Origin of the sequence: Pseudorhodoferax soli (genome assembly GCF_003337555.1) — a bacterium.
GTDB lineage: Bacteria > Pseudomonadota > Gammaproteobacteria > Burkholderiales > Burkholderiaceae_C > Pseudorhodoferax > Pseudorhodoferax soli.
The window spans coordinates 175518-193874 of record NZ_QPJK01000007.1; the positions used below are offsets into that span (position 1 = coordinate 175518).

Below are 18357 nucleotides of genomic sequence, written 5' to 3' on the forward strand. Positions count from 1 at the left end.
GAGCGATGTGCGATGTTTGCGAAGGAGGCGCGGGCCGATCACAGGACGCCCTCGGCCTTCAGTTGCCCGATGCGGCCGGCATCCATGCCCAGAATCCCGCCGAGGATCTCGTCCGTGCTCTGGGCCAGCAGCGGAGGCGCCAGGCGCACCGGAAGGCGCTCGCCGTCGATGCGGTACGGGGGGGCCAGAACCTGGTCGACGCCCTTGGGGTTGCGCGCCTCCGTCAGGAGCCCCGCCTGCAGGCTGCGCGCAGAGCTCAAGGCTTCGTGCAGCCCCAGCACCTCGCCACAAGGGATGCCGGCCTTGGTCAGGCTTTCCAGGATCTGCTTGCGGGAACGCCGTTGCAGCTCCCGGCGCAACTCGGGCAGCAGTTCGGCGCGGTTCCTGGACCGCTCGATGTTGGTTGCGAAGCGGGCGTCCTGCGCAAGGTCGAGGCGGCCGATGACGTCCGTGCAGAAGCGCTGGAACTGGGCGTTGTTGCCTACCGTGATCACGACGGGCCCGTCCTGCGCATCGAAGACACCGTACGGAACGATGGAGGGGTGCTCGTTGCCGTACTTCGGCGGGTCGTTGCCCTGGAGCAGCGCCTCCATGCCGTAGTAAGAGGTGATCATGACGCCGCAGTCGTACAGGGCGAGCTCGACCTTGCGGCCCCGGCCGGTGCGCTGTCGTTCGTACAGAGACGCCAGGACGGCCTGCGCGGCGTACATGCCCGTGAACATGTCCACGGCCGCGATGCCGAACTTCAGCGGCCCCTGGTTCAGGGCGCCGTTGAGGGCCATGAGGCCGGCCTCGCCCTGCACGACGAGGTCGTACCCCGGCCGGGCTGCTTCCGGTCCGTCCGTCCTGTAGCCCGTGATCGAGCAGTGGATCAGCTGGGGATTGACCTCCTGCAGCTGCTCGTAGTCCAGTCCCATCTTGGTCAAACCGCCGTGCTTGAAGTTCTGGATCAGCACGTCGCTCTTTGCGGCAAGCTCGCGCACGATGGCCTGACCCTGCGGGGTCTGCAGGTTCACACCGATCGACTGCTTGTTGCGGTTGGCACAGTTGAAGTAGGCCGTGTTGCCCGAACTCGCCCGCAGCCCCCAGTCGCGCGTGTCGTCGCCACGCTCGGGATGCTCCACCTTGATGACTTGGGCACCCAGGTCGCCGAGCGCCTGCGCGCACATCGGGCCTGCCAACACCCGGGACAGGTCGAGGACTCGAACGCCCTCCAGCGGAAGACCGCTCTTCTTGTCTTGCACTTTTTCTCCGAAGTTCATTGCGACCGTCCGATCGACGGGCGGCCAAGCTCGGCGTAGCGGCCAAGATGGAAGTCCGCATCGCCAAACACGTGCTCGGTCATCACCAGCCGGCGCGCCATCTGGGCCAGCGGCAGCTCACGCGTCAGACCAATGCCGCCGTGCATGTGGATGCACTCCTGGGCGACATCGACGGCGATCGCGGTCAGCGATGCCTTCGCCGCGCTGACCGCACGCTCCGCGCTCGCGTCGTCGCGGTCGAGGGCGGCGGCCGCGTTGGTGACCGCGGAGATCGCCTCCTCGACTTTGATCATCATGTCCACGTAGCGGTGCTGCAGGACCTGCGCACTGCCGATGGTGGTGCCGAACTGCTTGCGCGTGCGCAGGTAGTCCAGCGTCAGGACCGATGCCTGCTGCAGCAGGCCGACCACCTCGGCGCAGACAGCGAAGGTTCCGTACATGAGGCCATGGCGCAGGCGTTCGAGGCCGAGTCCAGCCTGGCCGATCAGCGCCTGTGCCGGCACCTGCACGCCTTCCAGATTCAGCGTGGACACCACGCCGCCATCGATGGCGCGGCGCGTCTCCATGCCCGCCGCCACCGACTCGCGTGTCAGCAGGAACAGCGAGATTCCTGGCGTGCCCGCCGTGTCGCAGCGCGCCGAGACAACCATGTGGTCGGCGGACTTGCCGATCGGTACCGCGATCTTCCGCCCTTGCAGCGTCCACCCGTTCGCGCTGCGGCTGGCCCGACACTCGACCGCGGCGGGATCGTAGAAGGAGTTCGCCTCTTCGTAGGCAAGGCCTGCGCGAAGCGATCCCTCCACGAGCCCCTGCAGCACGGTGCCATGACCGTCGGCGCCGACGAGCGTCTTGCCTGCCACGAGCGAGCTGAGCAGCGGTTCGAAGGTCAGCGTCGGGCCCAGGACTTCGAACAAGGCGCCGATGTCACTGCCCGCGCCGCCGTGGCCGCCCTCTTCGCTCTTGAACAGGACCAGGCTGGCACCGATCTCGCAGAGCTGGGCCCAGTTCTCGGCATGGCTGTCAACGCCCTGGTCGACCATGGCCTGGCGGGCTTCGAATGGCACGCGGCTGCCCAGGAAGCGGGCCACGCTGTCGGCCACCATCCGGGTGTCCTCGGAAGCTTGGAAGATCACGGTCTGGCTCATTTCAGGTTTGCGAGGATCTCCGGCATCTCGCCGCGCTTCTCGAAGTGGTCCGCGATGAAGGGGACAGTGACGTCCTCCAGGCGGGCGGGGTCCCACTTCGGATTGCGGTCCTTGTCCACCAGGACGGCCCGGATGCCTTCGGGCAGGTCGGCATGCGCGCAGCAGCCGAGCGAGACCCAGTACTCCAGGCGGAAGACTTCGGCCAGCGACATGCGCTGGCAGCGGCGCCACAGTTCCCAGGTCAGGACGACGGAACTCGGTGCGCCCTTGGTGAAGGCGGTCAGCGCACCCTGCAGCCACTTGTCGTCGGAGGTGAACGCGTTGATGCGCTTGGCGATCGCCAGGATGTCGTTGCCGCGCAGCAATGTGTTGATGGTGTCCTCGTGCTCCTTGAGCTTGGAGGCCGGTTTGTTCTCGCCAACCCCGGCAGCGTGAAGGATCTCCGACAGCACCTCGCGGTTCGCGCTGGCGTCGTCGCTCCACGTGGCTGCTGCGATGCTTTCCAGCACGCCGGCCTTTTTGCCGTGCGGCACGAAATGGTCCGCGAGTCCCGTGTAGATGGCATCGGAGGCATTGACCTGGGCTGCGGTCAGGCCGAGGAACAGGCCGAGCCGCTGGGGCGCACGGGCAAGGAACCAGGTGCCGCCGACGTCCGGGTACAGGCCGATGTTGATCTCGGGCATCGCCAGGCGGGTGCCTTCCGTCACGACGCGGTGCGAAGCGCCAACGAGCAGGCCGACACCGCCACCCATCACGATGCCGTGCCCCCAGCACATGAGAGGCTTGGGATAGTTGTGCAGCAGGTGGTCGAGCTCGTACTCCTCGCCGAAGAACTGCTCCGCGTACTCGTTGCGCTGGCGGCCGACCTTGAGCAGCGTGTTGTACAGCTGGCGCATGTCGCCACCTGCGCAGAAGGCCTTCTCACCTTCGGCGTCGAACAGCACGCCGACGACCGACTTGTCATCGGCCCACTTGCGCAGCTGAGGCGTCAGCAGCGTGACCATGTCGGCCGACAGTGAGTTGAGCGATGCCGGAGAGTTCAGCGTCGCGACGCCGAAGAACTGGCTCTTGCCGGCGGGAATGGTGCGGAATTTGATGATCGATTCGCTCATGGTGCTTGCTTGGTGTGGGTTGGATGAGGAACTAGTCTTTGACGGGGAAGCGGCGGATCAGCCATTCGGCGACACAGGCAGGCTTGTCCTGCCCTTCGATCTCCACGCGCAGCTGCCACAGGAATTGCATGCCGCCGCTCACCTCGGTCGCCTCGGCCAAGGTGCCGTGCGCACGTACACGGCTTCCCGACAAAATGGGGGCCATGAACCGGACCTTGTTGAGCCCGTAGTTCACACCGGTGCTCTTCTGCTTGATCTCGAACAAGGTCGAGATGAAGCGCGGGATCAGCGACACGGTAAGAAAGCCGTGGGCGATGGTGCGTCCGAAGGGGCCTTTGGCAGCGCGTTCCGGATCGACGTGGATCCACTGCTCGTCCCCAGTCGTCGTGGCGAACGCGTTGATCATCTCCTGGGTGACCGTCACCCACTCGCTCGGGCCGATCTCCTGCCCCTTGGACTGGACCACATCGCCGAGCGTCTCGAAGACCTTCATGGATGCCACCTTCACTTGCCGCGGAACTGGGGCTTGCGCTTCTCGGCGAAGGCCCGCATGCCTTCCTTGCCGTCTTCGCTCTGGGCGATGCGCTCGAGCTGCGCCTTCTGCGGATAGAAGGCTTCCATCGGGCTGGTTGGCAAGGTCTTCAGGGCAATCGACTTGATCGACTGCACGACCAGCGGCGCATTCGCGGCGACCTTGCGGGCCAGCTGCATGGCTGCTTCCACCTGCTGGCCCGGCTCGCAGACCTGGTTCACGAAGCCGATCTCGTACGCGCGCTGCGCTGTCATCGAGTCACCGGTGATCGCCCACTCCAGGGCCGGACCGTAGGTGAGCTTCTTCGGAAAGCCGCCCATGACGCCCTGGAACAGTCCGACCTTCGCCTCCGGGTACACGAAGCGGGACGAGCTCGACGCGATCACGATGTCGGAGTACAGCGCGATCGTTGCGCCGGCACCGACCACCAGGCCGCTCACGGCGGAGATGATGGGCTTGTTGCAGGGCACCGCGAAGTTGGGAACGGAGGTCCAGATGTCTCCCGGCATGTCGTGGACGTCGGAGCCGACGCTGAAGGCGTCATTGCCTTCTCCGGTCAGCACGGCGACGCGGTCATCCGAGGTGGCGAACTGCTGCCAGGCTTCGTAGAGCCCCTGCACGACGGCCTTGTTCAAGGCGTTCTTCTGGGCCGGGCGATCGATGGTGATGAGCAGGACGCCATCAACGGAGGACGTTTTCAAAGTCATGGTTTCACTTCCAGGTTTCAACAGAGAGCGACGCGCCGGCGTGGCGCGCCATCGGGGATCATTGGCTCGGCAGCGGCACGCCAAGTGCGCGGATCTGCTCGCCCATCTTCTGGCGCTCGACCTCGACCAGCTGGTCGTACGTCGGGCCGTCGAGGTAGGCGGGCTCCATGCCGACGCGGTTGAGCTCATCCCTCACCGAGGGATCGGCCATCGTGGTCTTGAACGCCGCACGCAGCTTCTCGAGCCGATCGGCGGGCGTGCCCTTGGGCACGGCCATGCCGAGGAAGCTCTCGATCAAGGCATCGAAGCCGGCTTCCTTGGCGGTGGGGACGTCGGGATACTCCGGCCAGCGCGTCGACGTCACGGACGCGATGAGGCGCAGCTTGCCGGCCTGCAGCTGCGAGAGCACTTCGGTGGAGACCGAGACCGACATGGGGACTTGGTTGGCCACGACAGCCAGTGCCGCTTCCGTGCCGGACTTGTACATGACCTGCTCGAACTTGACGCCGCTGGTGCGTGTCAGCATCGGGAAGATGAGGTTCGTCGCGGGCCCGGGCGTGCCGAACAGCAAAGGCTGGTTCGATTTCTTGCCTGCGCTCAGGATGTCCCCGATCGTCTTGTACGGCGTGTCCGCGTTCACGACCAGGCCGAAGCGGTACTTGCTGAACGCCCCGAGGTAGTCGAAATCGGAAGTCTTGTAGGACACCTTGACCATCCATGGCCCCACCACCATCGCGCCGAACGGCGTGAGACCGATCGTGTAGCCGTCCGCCGGCTGCTTGGCGACGTAGGCCGGGCCGAGCGTTCCGGTCGCGCCGGGCCGGTTCTCCACGACCACCGGCTGTCCGAGCTCCTGGCTCATGCGTTTCGCGACGATGCGGCTCGCGATGTCGGTGGAGCCTCCCGCGCCGAAGTTGACGACGATGCGGACGGCCTTGTTGGGGAAAACTTCGCTGGCGTGCAGCGGGGCGATGGCTGCGGCAAGGCCGAAGGCCGCCGCGGCCTTGATGGTGTTCAGTGCGATCATGCTTGTCTCCGGGTGGTTGAAAAAGCGACTTGTAAATCCGTCGATGCAGGTCATTTGACGATCCACCCTACGCATGTTCAATTGAGTTTTTTTTCAAATTCGCACGCTTTCTCATGTGGGCAAGCTCCAGCGACCATGCCGCCGCCATCACGTCCGTGTCCTGGCGTTTCGAAGGCGCAAGTTGTCCAGGAACTTGAATCCGGATTCAATTGCACTTGAATCGGAGCGTTTTCAGAATCGTGTGCAAGGCGAAGCGTTCAGGTGACCGAAGGCACTCCGCGGACGCGGCGCACCCAACACCCAGGAGAGTCAAATGAGCACGACACAGCACCGTCTCGCGGACTTCGTCCGCGGCTTCACACAGGTCGTGGATGCGGCCAGCGGCGACGAGTCGCGCATCCTTCGCGACGGCCGAAAGCTCGTCGCCGACCTCGTCCGCCAGGACGACTGGCTGCCCGAGGAATTCGCCAAGCCGGATCCCCAGTACTACCAGCAGTACCTGCTGCACTGCGACCCCCAGGAGCGCTTCTCGGTGGTCAGCTTCGTGTGGGGTCCCGGCCAGAAGACGCCGATCCACAACCACACGGTCTGGGCCATCATCGGCATGCTCAGGGGCGGCGAGAAAGCCGAGTCCTTCGTTCAGAGCGATGAAGGTCAGCCGATGAGGTTCGTCGGCATCGAGGACCTGCAGCCCGGTGACGTGGAAACCCTGTCACCGACGACGGGCGACATCCACAAGGTCTCGAACCTGCACGACGACATGGTGTCGATCAGCGTGCATGTGTACGGCGGCAACATCGGACGCATCCACCGGCATGTGTTCGACGCGGACAAGAGCACCACCAAGCCGTTCGTGTCCGGCTACTCGAATGTGGTGCGCGAGATCAGCGGGGTCCCGGTCTGAGCCGACGTCCCCTCGATGCAGGGAGGGGCCTCGCCGATGGCGCCAGGTCCAGCGCCCGGCGCGACCGCTAGCTACGGTCTCTGAGCTGCTGGCGCCAGGCTGCGAGCCAGAACGCCCGTGCAGCCGGGGACAGCCGCTGCTCGTTCAGACAGGCCAGGCCGATGCGCCGGGTCAGGGTCGGGGATATCGGGCGGTAGACCACCCCCGCATACCTGTCCGGTAGCGCCAGCTTCGCAAGCACGGAGACGCCCTTGCCTGCCGCGACCAGCTCCAGGATGGTCATCAGCTGCAGCGCCTCAACCGTCACCCTCGGCTTCAGCTCATTGCGATTGAACAGCTTGCTGACGAGTTCGCGCGATCCGGCGCGCGTGAGGATGAACGGGTCGTGAACGAGCTCTCCAAGCGGCACGACGTCGAATCCCGCGAGGTGGTGTTCGACTGGCAACACGGCCACCAACTCGTCGACCGAGAGCTGGATCACGTCAAAGTCCGGCTTGGGTATCGTCACAGCTGCCAGCTCGATGCGCCGCTCGATGAGGTCCAGGGTGGTCATCTCGTCGGGCTGCTCGACCACGACGATCTCGACTCCGGGATACCGGAGCTTGAAGCCATCGAGCAGCGGGGGCAGCACGCGGATGGTCGCGCTCGCACCGAACGAGCCCAACCGCAGCATCCCGGCCTTCAGTTCCGCGCCCGCCAGCGCAGTGGCACGCACCAGTTGGAGCGAGGCGAACACGTCGCGCACGTGCGGGAGCACCTGCTCTCCGGTGTAGGTCAGTGCGATGCCGGTTCCATTGCGGTCGACGAGCTTCGTCCCCAGGGCAACTTCCAGGGAACGCAATGCGTGGCTCGTCGCCGAAGGCGACATCCCCAGCTTGGCTCCGGCGCCGGCAATCCCCTCCGATGACACCAGTGTCAGGAACAGCTCCAGCTGGCGCAGCGTCGGCGCCCCTGCATCCATGCGATCAAGCATGCGATGACCTCACGCGGGTCGCCGGCGACTGGCACCCATGCCGACGTGCGCCGCCGATGGAAGCGCTGGCTTCATTGAGGCGGCTCGTAGGCACGGACCTGCGGCGCGGCCTGCTCGTAGCGCTCGACCTGCACCACGCACAACTGCCCGGTGCAACCCTGTCCCAACCGTGACGTGCCTGCGTCGAAAGTCAGGATGTTGGGGTTGCCGTGCACACACAGCGCACCGCCATCCAGGTCCCGCCGCAGATCCAGCCAGGCGCCGGTGGCGATCTGGACCACGTCCAGATGCATGTCGGAGCACAGGCGTGCGACTGCGAGGAATGCGCCGCGTGCATTGAAGACCCTGACGAGATCGCCAGCGGAGATGCCTCGTTCTGCCGCGGTCGTCGGATGAAGGCTGCAGACCTCCCGCCCGTCCACCTTGGTGCTCTGGCTGTGACCGCCGAAGTCGAGCTGGCTGTGCAGGCGCGATGCAGGCTGGTTCGCGACCAGCCAGAGCGGGAATGACTGGGTCGGCGGGCGGCGCGGAGCGATCCAGGTCGGATGGCCAGGGCAATCGTCGTAGCCGAACCCCGCGACCACGGGGCTGCTGATCTGGATCCGCCCGCTCGGCGTGGGGAGCGGCTTGTCCTTGGGCTCATCGCGGAACGCCCTGAACATGCCCCCGTCGTCCGCAGCCTGTGGCAGCAGCAGTTCACCGGCTTCCCAGAATTCCTCGAACGTCGGTGCTGGCAAGCCCTTCTCCTCCAACGCCTGGCGCGTCGGCTCATAGATGTGCTTGAGCCAACCAAGCGTGTCCCGGCCCTCGCTGAACGCCTCGTAGGTGCCCATGCGGCGCGAGAGCTCGCAGAAGATGTCGTAGTCGTCCTTCGCCTGCCCGTTGGGCCGCCGCAACCGGCGCATGGCCACCATCAAGGGATCCGTCTGCGCCGCACCGATGTCGTCGCGCTCCAGGGTCATGGTGCAGGGGAGCACGATGTCCGCATGGCGCGCCGTGCCCGTCCAGCCGATCTCGTGCACGATGAAGGTGTCCAGCCGCCTGAACGCCTCGGCCAGGCGCGTGAGGTCCTGGTGATGGTGGAACGGGTTGCCGCCGGCCCAATACGCCAGACGGATGTCCGGATACCGCAGGTGCTGTCCGTTGTACTCGAACGGCTCGTTCGGATGCAGCAGCATGTCGGAGATGCGCGCGACCGGGATGAAGTCACCGATGCCGTTGCGCCCCTGGTTGAGTGCGCCCACGGGGACCGCGTTGTTCCGGCGACCGTAGTGGGCCAGCGTGCCCAGCGCATAGCTGTATCCGCCTCCTGGCAGGCCGATCTGGCCCAGGATGGCCGCAAGCACCAGTCCCATCCAGACCGGTTGCTCGCCATGTTCGGACCGCTGCAACGAGTGCGCAATGGTGACCAGCACGCGCTTGCCGATGAGCGAGCGGGCCAGGTCGACGATCATGTGCTCGGCGATGCCGCAGCGCTCGGCTGCCCACTTGGCGGTCTTGGGCTCGCCGTCGGTGCGCCCCATCAGGTACTTCTCGAAGTCGAGCCAGCCATCGCAGTGGCTCGCCAGGAACGCCTGATCGTGCAGGCCGGCGCTGACAAGCGTGTGGGACAGGCCAAGCATCAGCGCCGTGTCGCTTCCAGGCGTGACGCAGAACCACTCGCTGCGGGCCTCCTCTGGCATGTCGCTGCGTTGCGGCGAGATGCCGACGAACCGGCAACCGCGCGCCGCGGCTTCCTTCATCGAGTTGCGTTCGAGGTGCAGGCTGACCCCGCCGGACGCGACGCGGGAGTTCTTCAGGGCCAGGCCACCGAACGCCAGCACCACTTCGGAGTGCTCGGCGATCTGCTCCCAGGTGACGTTGCGGCGCGCGACCTGATCGACCCGACCGGCGATGTGTGGAAGGATGACCTCCGCAGCCCCGGCGCTGTACGTGTTGATCGAGCGCACGTAGCCTCCGATCGCCGTGTTCAGGAACCGGTGCACCTGGCTCTGCGCGTGGTGGAAGCGACCAGCACTAGACCATCCGTAGGAGCCGCCGAACACGCCGGCGGGTCCGACGGTCTCCTGGACGCGCTTGAGCTCCTTGGCGAGCAGGTCCAGCACCGCGTCCCACTCCATGGGGATGAAGCGGTCGCGGCCACGGCGTGCGTCGGGCCCTGGACCTTGTTCGAGCCAACCCTGGCGCACCATCGGCTGCACGACCCGTGCGCGGTGCGCGAGCGCGTCCGGGAAGTTGTGGATGAGTGGATTGGGATCCGGATCGGAAGGGTGAGGAAGCACCTTGAGGTTGCCGTCCTCTCCTTCTCCAGCCAAGAACACGCCCCAATGTGCGCTGTGGGGTGTCAGCCTGCTGCGGTCTACAGTCTTCATCTTGTGCGCCAAGCCAATGCGCATCGCCAAGGCAGCCGGGCCATCGTGGGGCGGCTTTCACCTGGTGCGCGCCAGTGTTGTCTCCATCGTCGAACCCCGCGACCGTGGAGGACCGGTAGCCCCGGGGCGAGCTTGTACGTTTCGAAGCATCGCGCTGCGTGGACCGCCGCGCGTCTTCCGTGCAGACGAAGCTCTTCTTGGAGTTCAGTCTATTTGCATCGCCAATCACATCCAATTGAGCTTGAGTTCAACCGCTAGAAGGTGCGTGAATCCGGTGGGCTGTTGAACCAAATCTCAATTGGTCATGACGCGCGCGACGTCTAAGGTGAGGTCAAACAGGAGACAAGCGCATGAAGGCGATCCAGGACCTCTACGCGGCAGAGTACGCCCATTGCTTCGGCTGCGGCCCACGGAATGCCGGCGGGCACCACTTGAAGAGCTATGTCGATGGCGATCGAACGATCGCGCATTTCACAGCGGAAGCCTGCTACAGCGGCGGTGTTCCCAACCAGCTGTACGGGGGCATGATCGCCTCCCTCCTGGACTGCCATGGGACGGCATCGGCCGCTGCCTTCCTGAACCAGCAACGAGGCCGCACCCCCGAGCTCGGTCTGCCGCGCTGCGTCACGGCGTCGCTGCGCATCGACTTCAAGCGCCCTGCCCCACTGGAGACACAGCTGACGATCACCGGAGCGCTCCAGTCGATCGACCGCCGCAAGGTCTGGGTCGCCCTTCACCTGCACGCCGGCGAGCAGCTGTGCGCCACCGGCGAGATGCTGGCGATCGAGCTGCAAGAGCCAGCCCAGTCCTGACAGGCAAACATCGGAAGATCAAAAGCATCCCACTGCACAGCACAACGGCCGTGCCTGCAAGCTTCGAGATCCTCTGCGCCTTCGCCGGATGCTTTGCCGGCTCGATGGCCGCTGTTGGCAATCCGCCCGAATGCACCGACTCGGTCGCCATCGCACAGAGGGCGTCGTCGGCCGAGCGCGGTGTGGTGATCCCGGGCAATTGCCGCATCTACCGGCTCATCGTTGTCCACGGGCCGAACCCGGCGCCCGGCATGCTGCGTCTTGAGGTCTATGCCGACGACGGTGCGACGCCAGCGCGCAAGGTGATCGATGTCGTGCCCGACACCGAAGCGAAGGATGGGGGCCCGCGAGGCGTGCACGGCCCAAGCTCGACGTTGAGCCTCCCTACCTGGCGCCTTGCCCAGCCGGGCAGATATCGCTACACACTGGCCGGCGCCGGGACGAGACCGATCCTGACCGGTTCGCTTCGGCTCACCGACTGACGCCGTACAGGGCCGGCCGCGCGATGTCCCGGGCGGGCGCCAGGAATGCCGCTCGCTGCTTCAGCCGTGTGGCTTGCGGGCGGCTTCGAATGCATGCGCCTCGCTCAGGATCCATTCCCTGAAGAGCTCGAACGGCTGGTTGTGCCGCATGTGCTCGGGGTACACGAAGTGGTAGGAGTCGACCGTGGGGATCGACAGGCCATGCGCCCGTACCAGGCCGTTCTGCCATGACGACTCGGGCACCAGGAACTCCGGGACGAGCGCGATCCCGAGCCCCGCCTCCGCTGCACGAATCAGCATTGAGTGCAGTTCAAGGCAGGCGATGTTCTGCGGGCTGGCGTCGGGGATGCCGGCCGCCTCGAACCACTGTCGCCAGGACGAGGGGCGCATCGTGAGATAGAGCAGCGGAAACTTCAGCACATCGCCTGGGCCCTTTATCCGGCGGCCGATCAGATCGCGGTGCGCCACAGGCACCATGGTCTCGCTGAACAGGAACTCCGAAGTAGCGCGAGGCCACACAGGCTTGCCATGGTGGATCGCCGCTTCGAAGTGCTCCTCCTCGAAGAGGAAAGGGATGTTCCGCACGCCCATGTTGACGCGCACGCCGTCGTTCTGCTGGTAGAAGCGCGGCAGCCTCGGGATGAGCCACTCGTTCGCAAACGTGGGCATGATCGCCAGCTCGACGCTTCCTTTTCCGCTTCCGTGCGCAGCGATCGACAAGGTGTCCCGCTCGAGTGCGCGAAGCGAGCCCCGGACCTGTTCGCTGTACAGCCGCCCGGCCTTGGTCAGGACGACGCGCTGCTTCACGCGCACGAACAGGGAGACGTTCAAGTTCTCCTCCAGCATGGCGATCTGGCGGGAGATTGCGCTTTCCGTGAGGAACAACTCACGCGCAGCGAACGTGAAGCTCTCGTGCCGGGCGGCCGCCTCGAATGCACTGAGCGCGGCCATGTTGGGGGTTCTTATGCGACGCATGGAGTCGTTCCAGGAGATTCGAGCGATTGGAACGAAAGCTTACAAGACGGAGAGGTGCGTTCCTTGCGATCCTCGATGCCGCGCTGCGCGCTGCGCGCTACGCACTGTGCGCGGCGGCGATCGCTCGACCGCAGCACCGATGGCTGCCATGAGGACACAACGGCCGCCGACGCTCGGCGTCGGCCCGGCGCCGCTGTGCGGACACTCCGTGTGCCTATTTCTTGTTTCGCAGTCCAACCTCGTCGATCACCGGCGTCCAGGTCTCGAAGTCCATCGCAATCAGGTCTGACAGACCCGCGGATTCCTTGAACTCCACGCTCATGAGCTTGCTGAGCTTCTCCTTGGCTACATCGTCCTCCAATGCCTTGCGGACACCTTGCTGCAGGTCCGCGAGGAACGCGGTGGACTCGCCGCGACCGGCAAGGAAGCCGAACCAGAGCTCTCCAGCAATGCCTGGAACGCCTTGCTCTGCCATGGTCGGGACATCGGGCAGGAGCGTGGAGCGCTCCTTGCCGAACGAAGCGAGGACCTTGATCTTCTTCGCGCGATGGCGCTCGACGAAGTCGGCTTGGGCGTCGATCGCCGACTCGATCTGTCCCGCCATCAGGTCGTTGGCCATCGGCGCGCCACCCTGGTAGGAAACCGGATTGGCCTGCAGGTTCACTGCCTTGGCGAACTTGAGTCCGACCAGGTGGCCGAAGGAGCCGGGACCATTCGTTCCGTACGTGAACTGGTTGTCCTTGCCCGACTTGACGAACTCCTGGATCGAGTTCGCGGCGCTGCCAAAGGGCACCGCCAAGGCCATCGGTGCCCGTCCGACCTGCGCGACGCCGACGAAGTCGCGCTTGAAGTTGTAGGCGCTCGAGTCCTCGAAGACGATCGAGTTGATCACCAGTCCGCTCGAGCCGAGCAGGACGGTCGATCCATCGCGCTGTTGACCCTTGAGCCATGCGAGACCAATGCGCCCGCCTGCGCCGCTCTTGTTCTCAACGATCACCGTTCGTCCCAGCGTGGTCTTGAGCCGTTCGGCCAGGATGCGCGCCATGACATCCACGCTGCCTCCAGGGGGATACGGCACGATGATGGTCAATGGTTTCGACTGGGCAATCGCGTTCAGTGGCGCGATCAGCGATGCGGTGCCGGTCGCGAGGGCTGCTGCGACGATGGTGCGGCGGTTTTTCATTCTCGGTCCCCAGGTGATGCTTTTGTTGGCGTCGGTCACCGGCTCCGATGCATAGAGCCGATGCTGCCGACGATGGAAGAATTCCTGCGCGTTCGCTCACGCGGACAAGCAGGCACGAGTCATGTCCGGCGTGGATCCCTGACTGGCGCGCATTCTTTGAAGGTGCTGAAAGTGGGTAAAGCGATTAATAGTTGCGACGTGATGATCAACGCGAACTAACCTGCAGTTTTCATGCCACACCGAAGGTTCTTTGAGCGCATCAAGCGATGCATGCGGTGTCGGTTTCAGCAGATCGACCGTCGAGCGTGGCTATACTTTTCATGCGCCGATTTGTCCCAGCTTGCGGGCGCCGGATCCTTGTAGATCCGAAGTACAGCTAAACACGGACGCCCCACCCGGCTTCGTTTTTCAGCGAGCCGGGTTTTTTTGTTTTTGCGTCCATGCCACTCACTGCGCATCCTCAGTCCATGCCATTCAGCCAGCCGCTGCCGCTGCAAAGCGGCGCGGCGATCCGCGACTACGCGCTGAGCTACGAGACCTACGGCACGCTCAACGCCAGCAAGAGCAATGCGGTGCTGATCTGCCACGCGCTGAACGCCTCGCACCATGTGGCGGGCGTCTACGAAGGCCAGCCCAAGTCCGAAGGCTGGTGGGACAACATGATCGGCTCCGGCAAGCCGGTCGATACCGACCGCTTCTTCGTCATCGGTGTGAACAACCTGGGCTCATGCTTCGGCTCCACCGGCCCCATGCACGTGAATCCGGACACGGGCCGCGTCTACGGCGCCGACTTCCCGGTCGTCACCGTGGAGGACTGGGTCGACGCCCAGGCCCGGCTGCTCGACGAACTGGGCATCCGCCAGCTCGCGGCCGTGATGGGCGGCAGCCTGGGCGGCATGCAGGCCCTGTGCTGGAGCCTGCGCTACCCCGAGCGCGTGCGCCATGCCGTGGTGGTGGCCAGCGCGCCCAACCTCAACGCCGAGAACATCGCCTTCAACGAGGTGGCGCGCCGCGCCATCGTGACCGACCCCGATTTCCACGGCGGCCACTTCTACGCGCAGGGCGTGGTGCCCAAGCGCGGCCTGCGCATCGCGCGCATGATCGGCCACATCACCTACCTCAGCGACGACGTCATGAACGAGAAGTTCGGGCGCCAGCTGCGCGAAGGCATCGATTTGAAGTACAGCACGCAGGACATCGAGTTCCAGATCGAGAGCTACCTGCGCTACCAGGGGGAGAAGTTCAGCGGCTACTTCGACGGGAACACCTACTTGCTCATGACGCGTGCGCTCGACTACTTCGACCCGGCCCGCACGCATGGCGGCAACCTGGCGCAGGCGCTGGCGCAGACCCAGGCCAAGTTCCTGCTCGTGAGCTTCACGACCGACTGGCGCTTCGCCCCGGCGCGCAGCCGCGAGATCGTGCAGGCCCTGCTCGACAACAAGCGTGCCGTCAGCTACGCGGAGATCGACGCGCCGCACGGGCACGACGCTTTCCTGCTCGACGATGCGCGCTACCTCAACGTGGTGCGCGCCTACTTCGCGCGCATCGCTGCCGAAGGAGTCGCGGCATGAGCGACCAATCGACGATGGAGACCATCGCGCGCCTCGTGCCACAGGGCGCACGCGTGCTCGACCTGGGTTGCGGCGACGGTGCGCTGCTGGCCCACCTGCAGGCCACGCGCGGCTGCACGGGCTACGGCATCGAGATCGCGGATGCCAACGTGCTGGCCTGCGTGCAGCGCGGCGTCGACGTGATCCAGCTCAACCTCGAGGAAGGCCTGGCGATGTTCGACGACGCCAGCTTCGACGCGGTGCTGCAGATCGACACGCTGCAGCACCTGCGCAATGCCGAGACCATGCTGCGCGAGACCGCGCGCGTAGGCCGGCGCGGCATCGTCGCCTTCCCCAACTTCGCCCACTGGCCGAACCGGCTGTCGGTGCTGCGCGGGCGCATGCCGGTGACGCGCCGCCTGCCCTACCAGTGGTACGACACGCCCAACATCCGCGTGGGCACCTACAAGGACTTCGAGTCGCTGGCGCGCGAGAACGGCCTTAGGATCCTGGACGCGTTCGGTCTGCAGGCGGGCCTGGAGATCCGCGTGTTCCCGAACGCGCGAGCCTCAACGGCGTTTTTCCACTTCGAGCCGTCGTGACCGGGCGACGCCGGCACGTGCGACCCTGACACAGCGCTCCTGCGCACGCGGCGGCTTACCGGGCCGCTCCGTGCGCATCCGCGCTGCCGCTGCTGGGCTGTGCGCTGACGCGAGGCGCGCACAGGATCGACGAGAGATTCCCTTCCACACGCGCACCCATCGCCAATCCCCGGGTGCAAGGGCTGATCGAGAGCCGCTGAACTGGCGGGCGAAACTGCTGCCGCGCCCCAGTCGCTCTAGGACGCGCTTGACCGTGCAGCTGCCCAGGCGCGCTGCAGCCGCACGGCGCCTTCCTGAATCCGGGGTATCGAGTGCGCAGTGAAGGACACGCGCAGCGTCGCCGGGTCGGGCTCGTCGGCATGGAACCCTGCTCCCGGGACGAACACCACCTTGTGCTCGATTCCCTTCGCCAGCAACGCGGCGGCATCCACTGGCGCAGCAAGGCGAGCCCACAGGAACATGCCGCCCTCCGGCTCGTCGAAGTCGAGCGCCTCGGGCAGAAGCTCACGCAGAGCCTGGGACAGCGCGCGACACTTCGCGCCGTATGCCTGCCGCATCAGCTCGAGCCGAGGCTCGAGTCGCCCACTGGCCAGGTATTCCGAAGCGATGCGCTGCGTCCACGGCGAGCTGCCGACATCGGCGCTCTGTTTCGCGACATAGCAGCGGTGAGCGATCGATGCGGGCGCAACGCTCCAAGCCACACGGATGCCGGGCGCGAGAATCTTGGAAAGGCTCGCCATGTGAACGACCCAGTCGGCCGCGCCGTCAATGCGCTGGGCGAGCGCGTAAAGGGACTCGACGGGTACGCCGCTGAAGCGAAGCTCGCTGTAAGGGTCATCTTCGGCAATGACGAAGCGATGCTGCACCGCCAGCGCCACAAGCCGAAGCCGACGTTCCAACGAAAGTGTCACGCCCGCGGGATTGCCGAAGGTGGGGACGGTGTAGAGAAGCTTGGGACGCACGCCCCGGGCGCGCAGGTCTTCGAGGGTGCGCTCGAGGGCGTCGATGTCCAATCCCTGTCGATCCGTCGGCACGGCAACGATGCGTGCGCCGCTGACGCGGATGGCCTGGATGTTGTTGGGATAGGTCGGACTCTCCACCAGAACCACATCCCCTTCATTGACCATCACGCGCAGCAACAGGTCGAACGCCTGTTGCGATCCTGTCGTGACGGTGACGTTCTCGGGCGCCGCCCTCACACCGCGCCGTGCCATGAAGTTGATCGCCTGCTCCTTGATCTCCGAGATGCCGTCGGTCATCCCGTACTGCAGGCATCTTGCGCTGTCCTGGAAGGCCCGCTCCGACGCTTCCCGCAGGCCCTCGACGTCGAACAGGGTCTTGTCGGGATATCCCCCTGCGAAGGAGATCATCTCCGGGTCGGAGAGGTACTTGAACAGCTCGCGAATGGGTGAGCTGGCGGGATGGACGAAGGCGCGTGAGAAGGAGTGCATGGCAGTCGATTGACCCAGGGGTGGGGAAGTGATCGACAGGAGCCGCGATGCATCCATGCGGCGTATCCAGCAGCTTGGGCCGCAGGCACATGCCTGTGCGCTCCCGTTCGATGGCCCATTCTTCGGTCAGACCCGCCGCCGGTAAAGCGACCAATACTTGCAGCTTGATGAGTTATGCGCATCATCCGGGATGCGTGTCTGCGAAAGACCAGCATGTCCCCGAGTGCTGCTCACGACGGCGCAGGTCCCTTCACGTGGACGGGCAAGGGGTCACGCCAACCGTGCCGGTTACCCTGAACGTGCAGGCCTCCGACAGCAACCACGCCCGAAAGAGTTCCATGGGGCGGCTGTGTCGCAGGTCGTTGGGGTAGACCAGGTGGTACGCGTCCTCGGTCTGGATCGACAGGCTGTGCACCTGGACGAGTCCACGGCTCCAGGCCTCCCGTGAAACAAAGAACTCCGGCACCAGTGCGATGCCCAGGCCGGCTTGCGCGGCACGGACGAGCATGGAGTGAAGCTCGAACCCCGTCGTGTGGCCTGGCATCGCCTCAGGAAGGCCCGCGGCCTCCAGCCAAAGCCGCCATGAGTACGGCCGCATGGTCTGATACAGCAGCGGATAGCGCAGCACGTCCGCAGGCGCGCGGATGCTGTCCGCCACCAGGTCCTGCCGCGCGATCGGGATCATCCGCTCGCCGAACAGATGCTCCGAAGTCGCCCGCGGCCAGACTGGCTTGCCATGGTGGATCGCCGCCTCGAAGTGCTCTTCTTCGAACTGGAAGGGGCTGTTGCGTACCCCCATGTTCACGCGCAGTTCCGGGTGCAACGCGTAAAAGCCAGGCAGCCGGGGAATCAGCCACTCCGTGGCAAAGGTCGGCATCACGGCCAACTCCAGGCTCCCCTGCCCCCCGCCGTGCGCAGCGACCGACAGCGTGTCCCTCTCCAGCGCACGGAGCGAGGCGCGAACCTGTTCGCCATAGAGGCGGCCCGCCTTCGTCAAGACAACCCGCTGCTTGACGCGCACGAACAGCGGTACGTCCAGATGCTCCTCCAGAATCCCGATCTGCCTGGAGATGTTGCTCTCGGTCTGCGAGAGCTCGCGCGCCGCCAAGGTGAAGCTCTCATGCCTGGCTGCGGCTTCGAAGGCGGTGAGCGCCGCCATGTTGGGTGTGCGTATGCGCCGCATTCCTGGTGTCGATCTCCGATCGAAGTGCTGGAGCCATGGATGGCCCGCACGACCGCGGTTCCCGTCCCGACGCACGTTCGCG

Annotated in this window: 17 protein-coding genes; 5 read left to right on the forward strand and 12 right to left on the reverse strand. The window is 65.4% G+C overall.

The window, feature by feature from the left end:
• Window positions 1-38: 38 nt before the first annotated feature.
• Genes DES41_RS23895 through DES41_RS23920 form a run of 6 tightly spaced genes read right to left on the reverse strand, consistent with a single transcriptional unit; the run spans window position 39 to window position 5785 of the window.
• A complete protein-coding gene (locus DES41_RS23895) occupies window positions 39-1244 on the reverse strand; it encodes a CaiB/BaiF CoA transferase family protein (protein WP_245965853.1) in 1206 nt (401 codons plus the stop codon).
• A gap of 14 nt (window positions 1245-1258) precedes the next feature.
• Entirely contained in the window at window positions 1259-2407 is a 1149-nt protein-coding gene (locus DES41_RS23900) for an acyl-CoA dehydrogenase family protein (RefSeq protein ID WP_114470173.1), read from the reverse strand.
• Window positions 2404-3519 carry an enoyl-CoA hydratase/isomerase family protein gene (locus tag DES41_RS23905; RefSeq protein ID WP_114470174.1) on the reverse strand — a complete coding sequence of 372 codons (1116 nt, stop codon included), beginning with the start codon at window positions 3517-3519 and terminating at the stop codon, window positions 2404-2406. Before DES41_RS23905 ends, DES41_RS23900 begins: the two co-directional genes overlap by 4 nt.
• A 31-nt stretch (window positions 3520-3550) precedes the next feature.
• Complete coding sequence (locus DES41_RS23910; RefSeq protein WP_114470175.1) at window positions 3551-4012, reverse strand: MaoC family dehydratase; 462 nt, start codon at window positions 4010-4012, stop codon at window positions 3551-3553.
• A gap of 11 nt (window positions 4013-4023) precedes the next feature.
• Entirely contained in the window at window positions 4024-4758 is a 735-nt protein-coding gene (locus DES41_RS23915) for an enoyl-CoA hydratase/isomerase family protein (RefSeq protein ID WP_114470176.1), read from the reverse strand.
• Between the two features lie 58 nt (window positions 4759-4816).
• Window positions 4817-5785, reverse strand: a complete 969-nt coding sequence (locus DES41_RS23920; protein ID WP_170168278.1) for a tripartite tricarboxylate transporter substrate binding protein — start codon at window positions 5783-5785, stop codon at window positions 4817-4819.
• A 313-nt stretch (window positions 5786-6098) separates the two neighbouring features.
• On the opposite strand from DES41_RS23920, the gene DES41_RS23925 reads away from it, so the two are divergent.
• Window positions 6099-6689: a cysteine dioxygenase family protein gene (locus tag DES41_RS23925; protein WP_114470178.1), complete on the forward strand. Its 591-nt coding sequence runs from the start codon at window positions 6099-6101 to the stop codon at window positions 6687-6689.
• Between the two features lie 67 nt (window positions 6690-6756).
• On the opposite strand, the gene DES41_RS23930 is transcribed toward DES41_RS23925, so the two are convergent.
• The gene (locus tag DES41_RS23930; RefSeq protein ID WP_114470179.1) at window positions 6757-7662 is read right to left on the reverse strand and encodes a LysR family transcriptional regulator; all 906 of its coding nucleotides are present in this window, start codon (window positions 7660-7662) and stop codon (window positions 6757-6759) included.
• Between the two features lie 71 nt (window positions 7663-7733).
• Window positions 7734-10034 carry a molybdopterin-dependent oxidoreductase gene (locus DES41_RS23935; protein WP_114470427.1) on the reverse strand — a complete coding sequence of 767 codons (2301 nt, stop codon included), beginning with the start codon at window positions 10032-10034 and terminating at the stop codon, window positions 7734-7736.
• A gap of 350 nt (window positions 10035-10384) precedes the next feature.
• Between DES41_RS23935 and DES41_RS23940 the strand changes: the two genes are divergently transcribed.
• A complete protein-coding gene (locus tag DES41_RS23940) occupies window positions 10385-10846 on the forward strand; it encodes a PaaI family thioesterase (protein ID WP_114470180.1) in 462 nt (153 codons plus the stop codon).
• Window positions 10847-10896: 50 nt separating this feature from the next.
• Window positions 10897-11328, forward strand: coding sequence for a hypothetical protein (locus DES41_RS23945; RefSeq protein WP_114470181.1), 432 nt, complete (start codon window positions 10897-10899; stop codon window positions 11326-11328).
• A 60-nt stretch (window positions 11329-11388) separates the two neighbouring features.
• Here the strand turns inward: DES41_RS23945 and DES41_RS23950 are convergent, their stop codons facing one another.
• Together DES41_RS23950 and DES41_RS23955 are read right to left on the reverse strand one after the other, a co-directional pair.
• Window positions 11389-12303, reverse strand: a complete 915-nt coding sequence (locus DES41_RS23950; protein ID WP_114470182.1) for a LysR family transcriptional regulator — start codon at window positions 12301-12303, stop codon at window positions 11389-11391.
• Window positions 12304-12517: 214 nt separating this feature from the next.
• Entirely contained in the window at window positions 12518-13486 is a 969-nt protein-coding gene (locus DES41_RS23955) for a Bug family tripartite tricarboxylate transporter substrate binding protein (RefSeq protein WP_114470183.1), read from the reverse strand.
• A 440-nt stretch (window positions 13487-13926) separates the two neighbouring features.
• Between DES41_RS23955 and metX the strand changes: the two genes are divergently transcribed.
• Together metX and metW are read left to right on the forward strand one after the other, a co-directional pair.
• A complete protein-coding gene (gene metX / locus DES41_RS23960; RefSeq protein ID WP_114470184.1) occupies window positions 13927-15060 on the forward strand; it encodes a homoserine O-succinyltransferase MetX in 1134 nt (377 codons plus the stop codon).
• Entirely contained in the window at window positions 15057-15641 is a 585-nt protein-coding gene (metW, locus tag DES41_RS23965; RefSeq protein ID WP_114470185.1) for a methionine biosynthesis protein MetW, read from the forward strand. Before metX ends, metW begins: the two co-directional genes overlap by 4 nt.
• 236 nt (window positions 15642-15877) lie before the next feature.
• Here metW and DES41_RS23970 read toward each other — a convergent pair whose 3' ends face one another.
• Both DES41_RS23970 and DES41_RS23975 read right to left on the reverse strand, forming a co-directional pair.
• Complete coding sequence (locus tag DES41_RS23970) at window positions 15878-17092, reverse strand: aminotransferase-like domain-containing protein (protein ID WP_114470428.1); 1215 nt, start codon at window positions 17090-17092, stop codon at window positions 15878-15880.
• Window positions 17093-17342: 250 nt separating this feature from the next.
• A complete protein-coding gene (locus DES41_RS23975; RefSeq protein WP_114470186.1) occupies window positions 17343-18275 on the reverse strand; it encodes a LysR substrate-binding domain-containing protein in 933 nt (310 codons plus the stop codon).
• Between the last annotated feature and the right edge of the window lie 82 nt (window positions 18276-18357).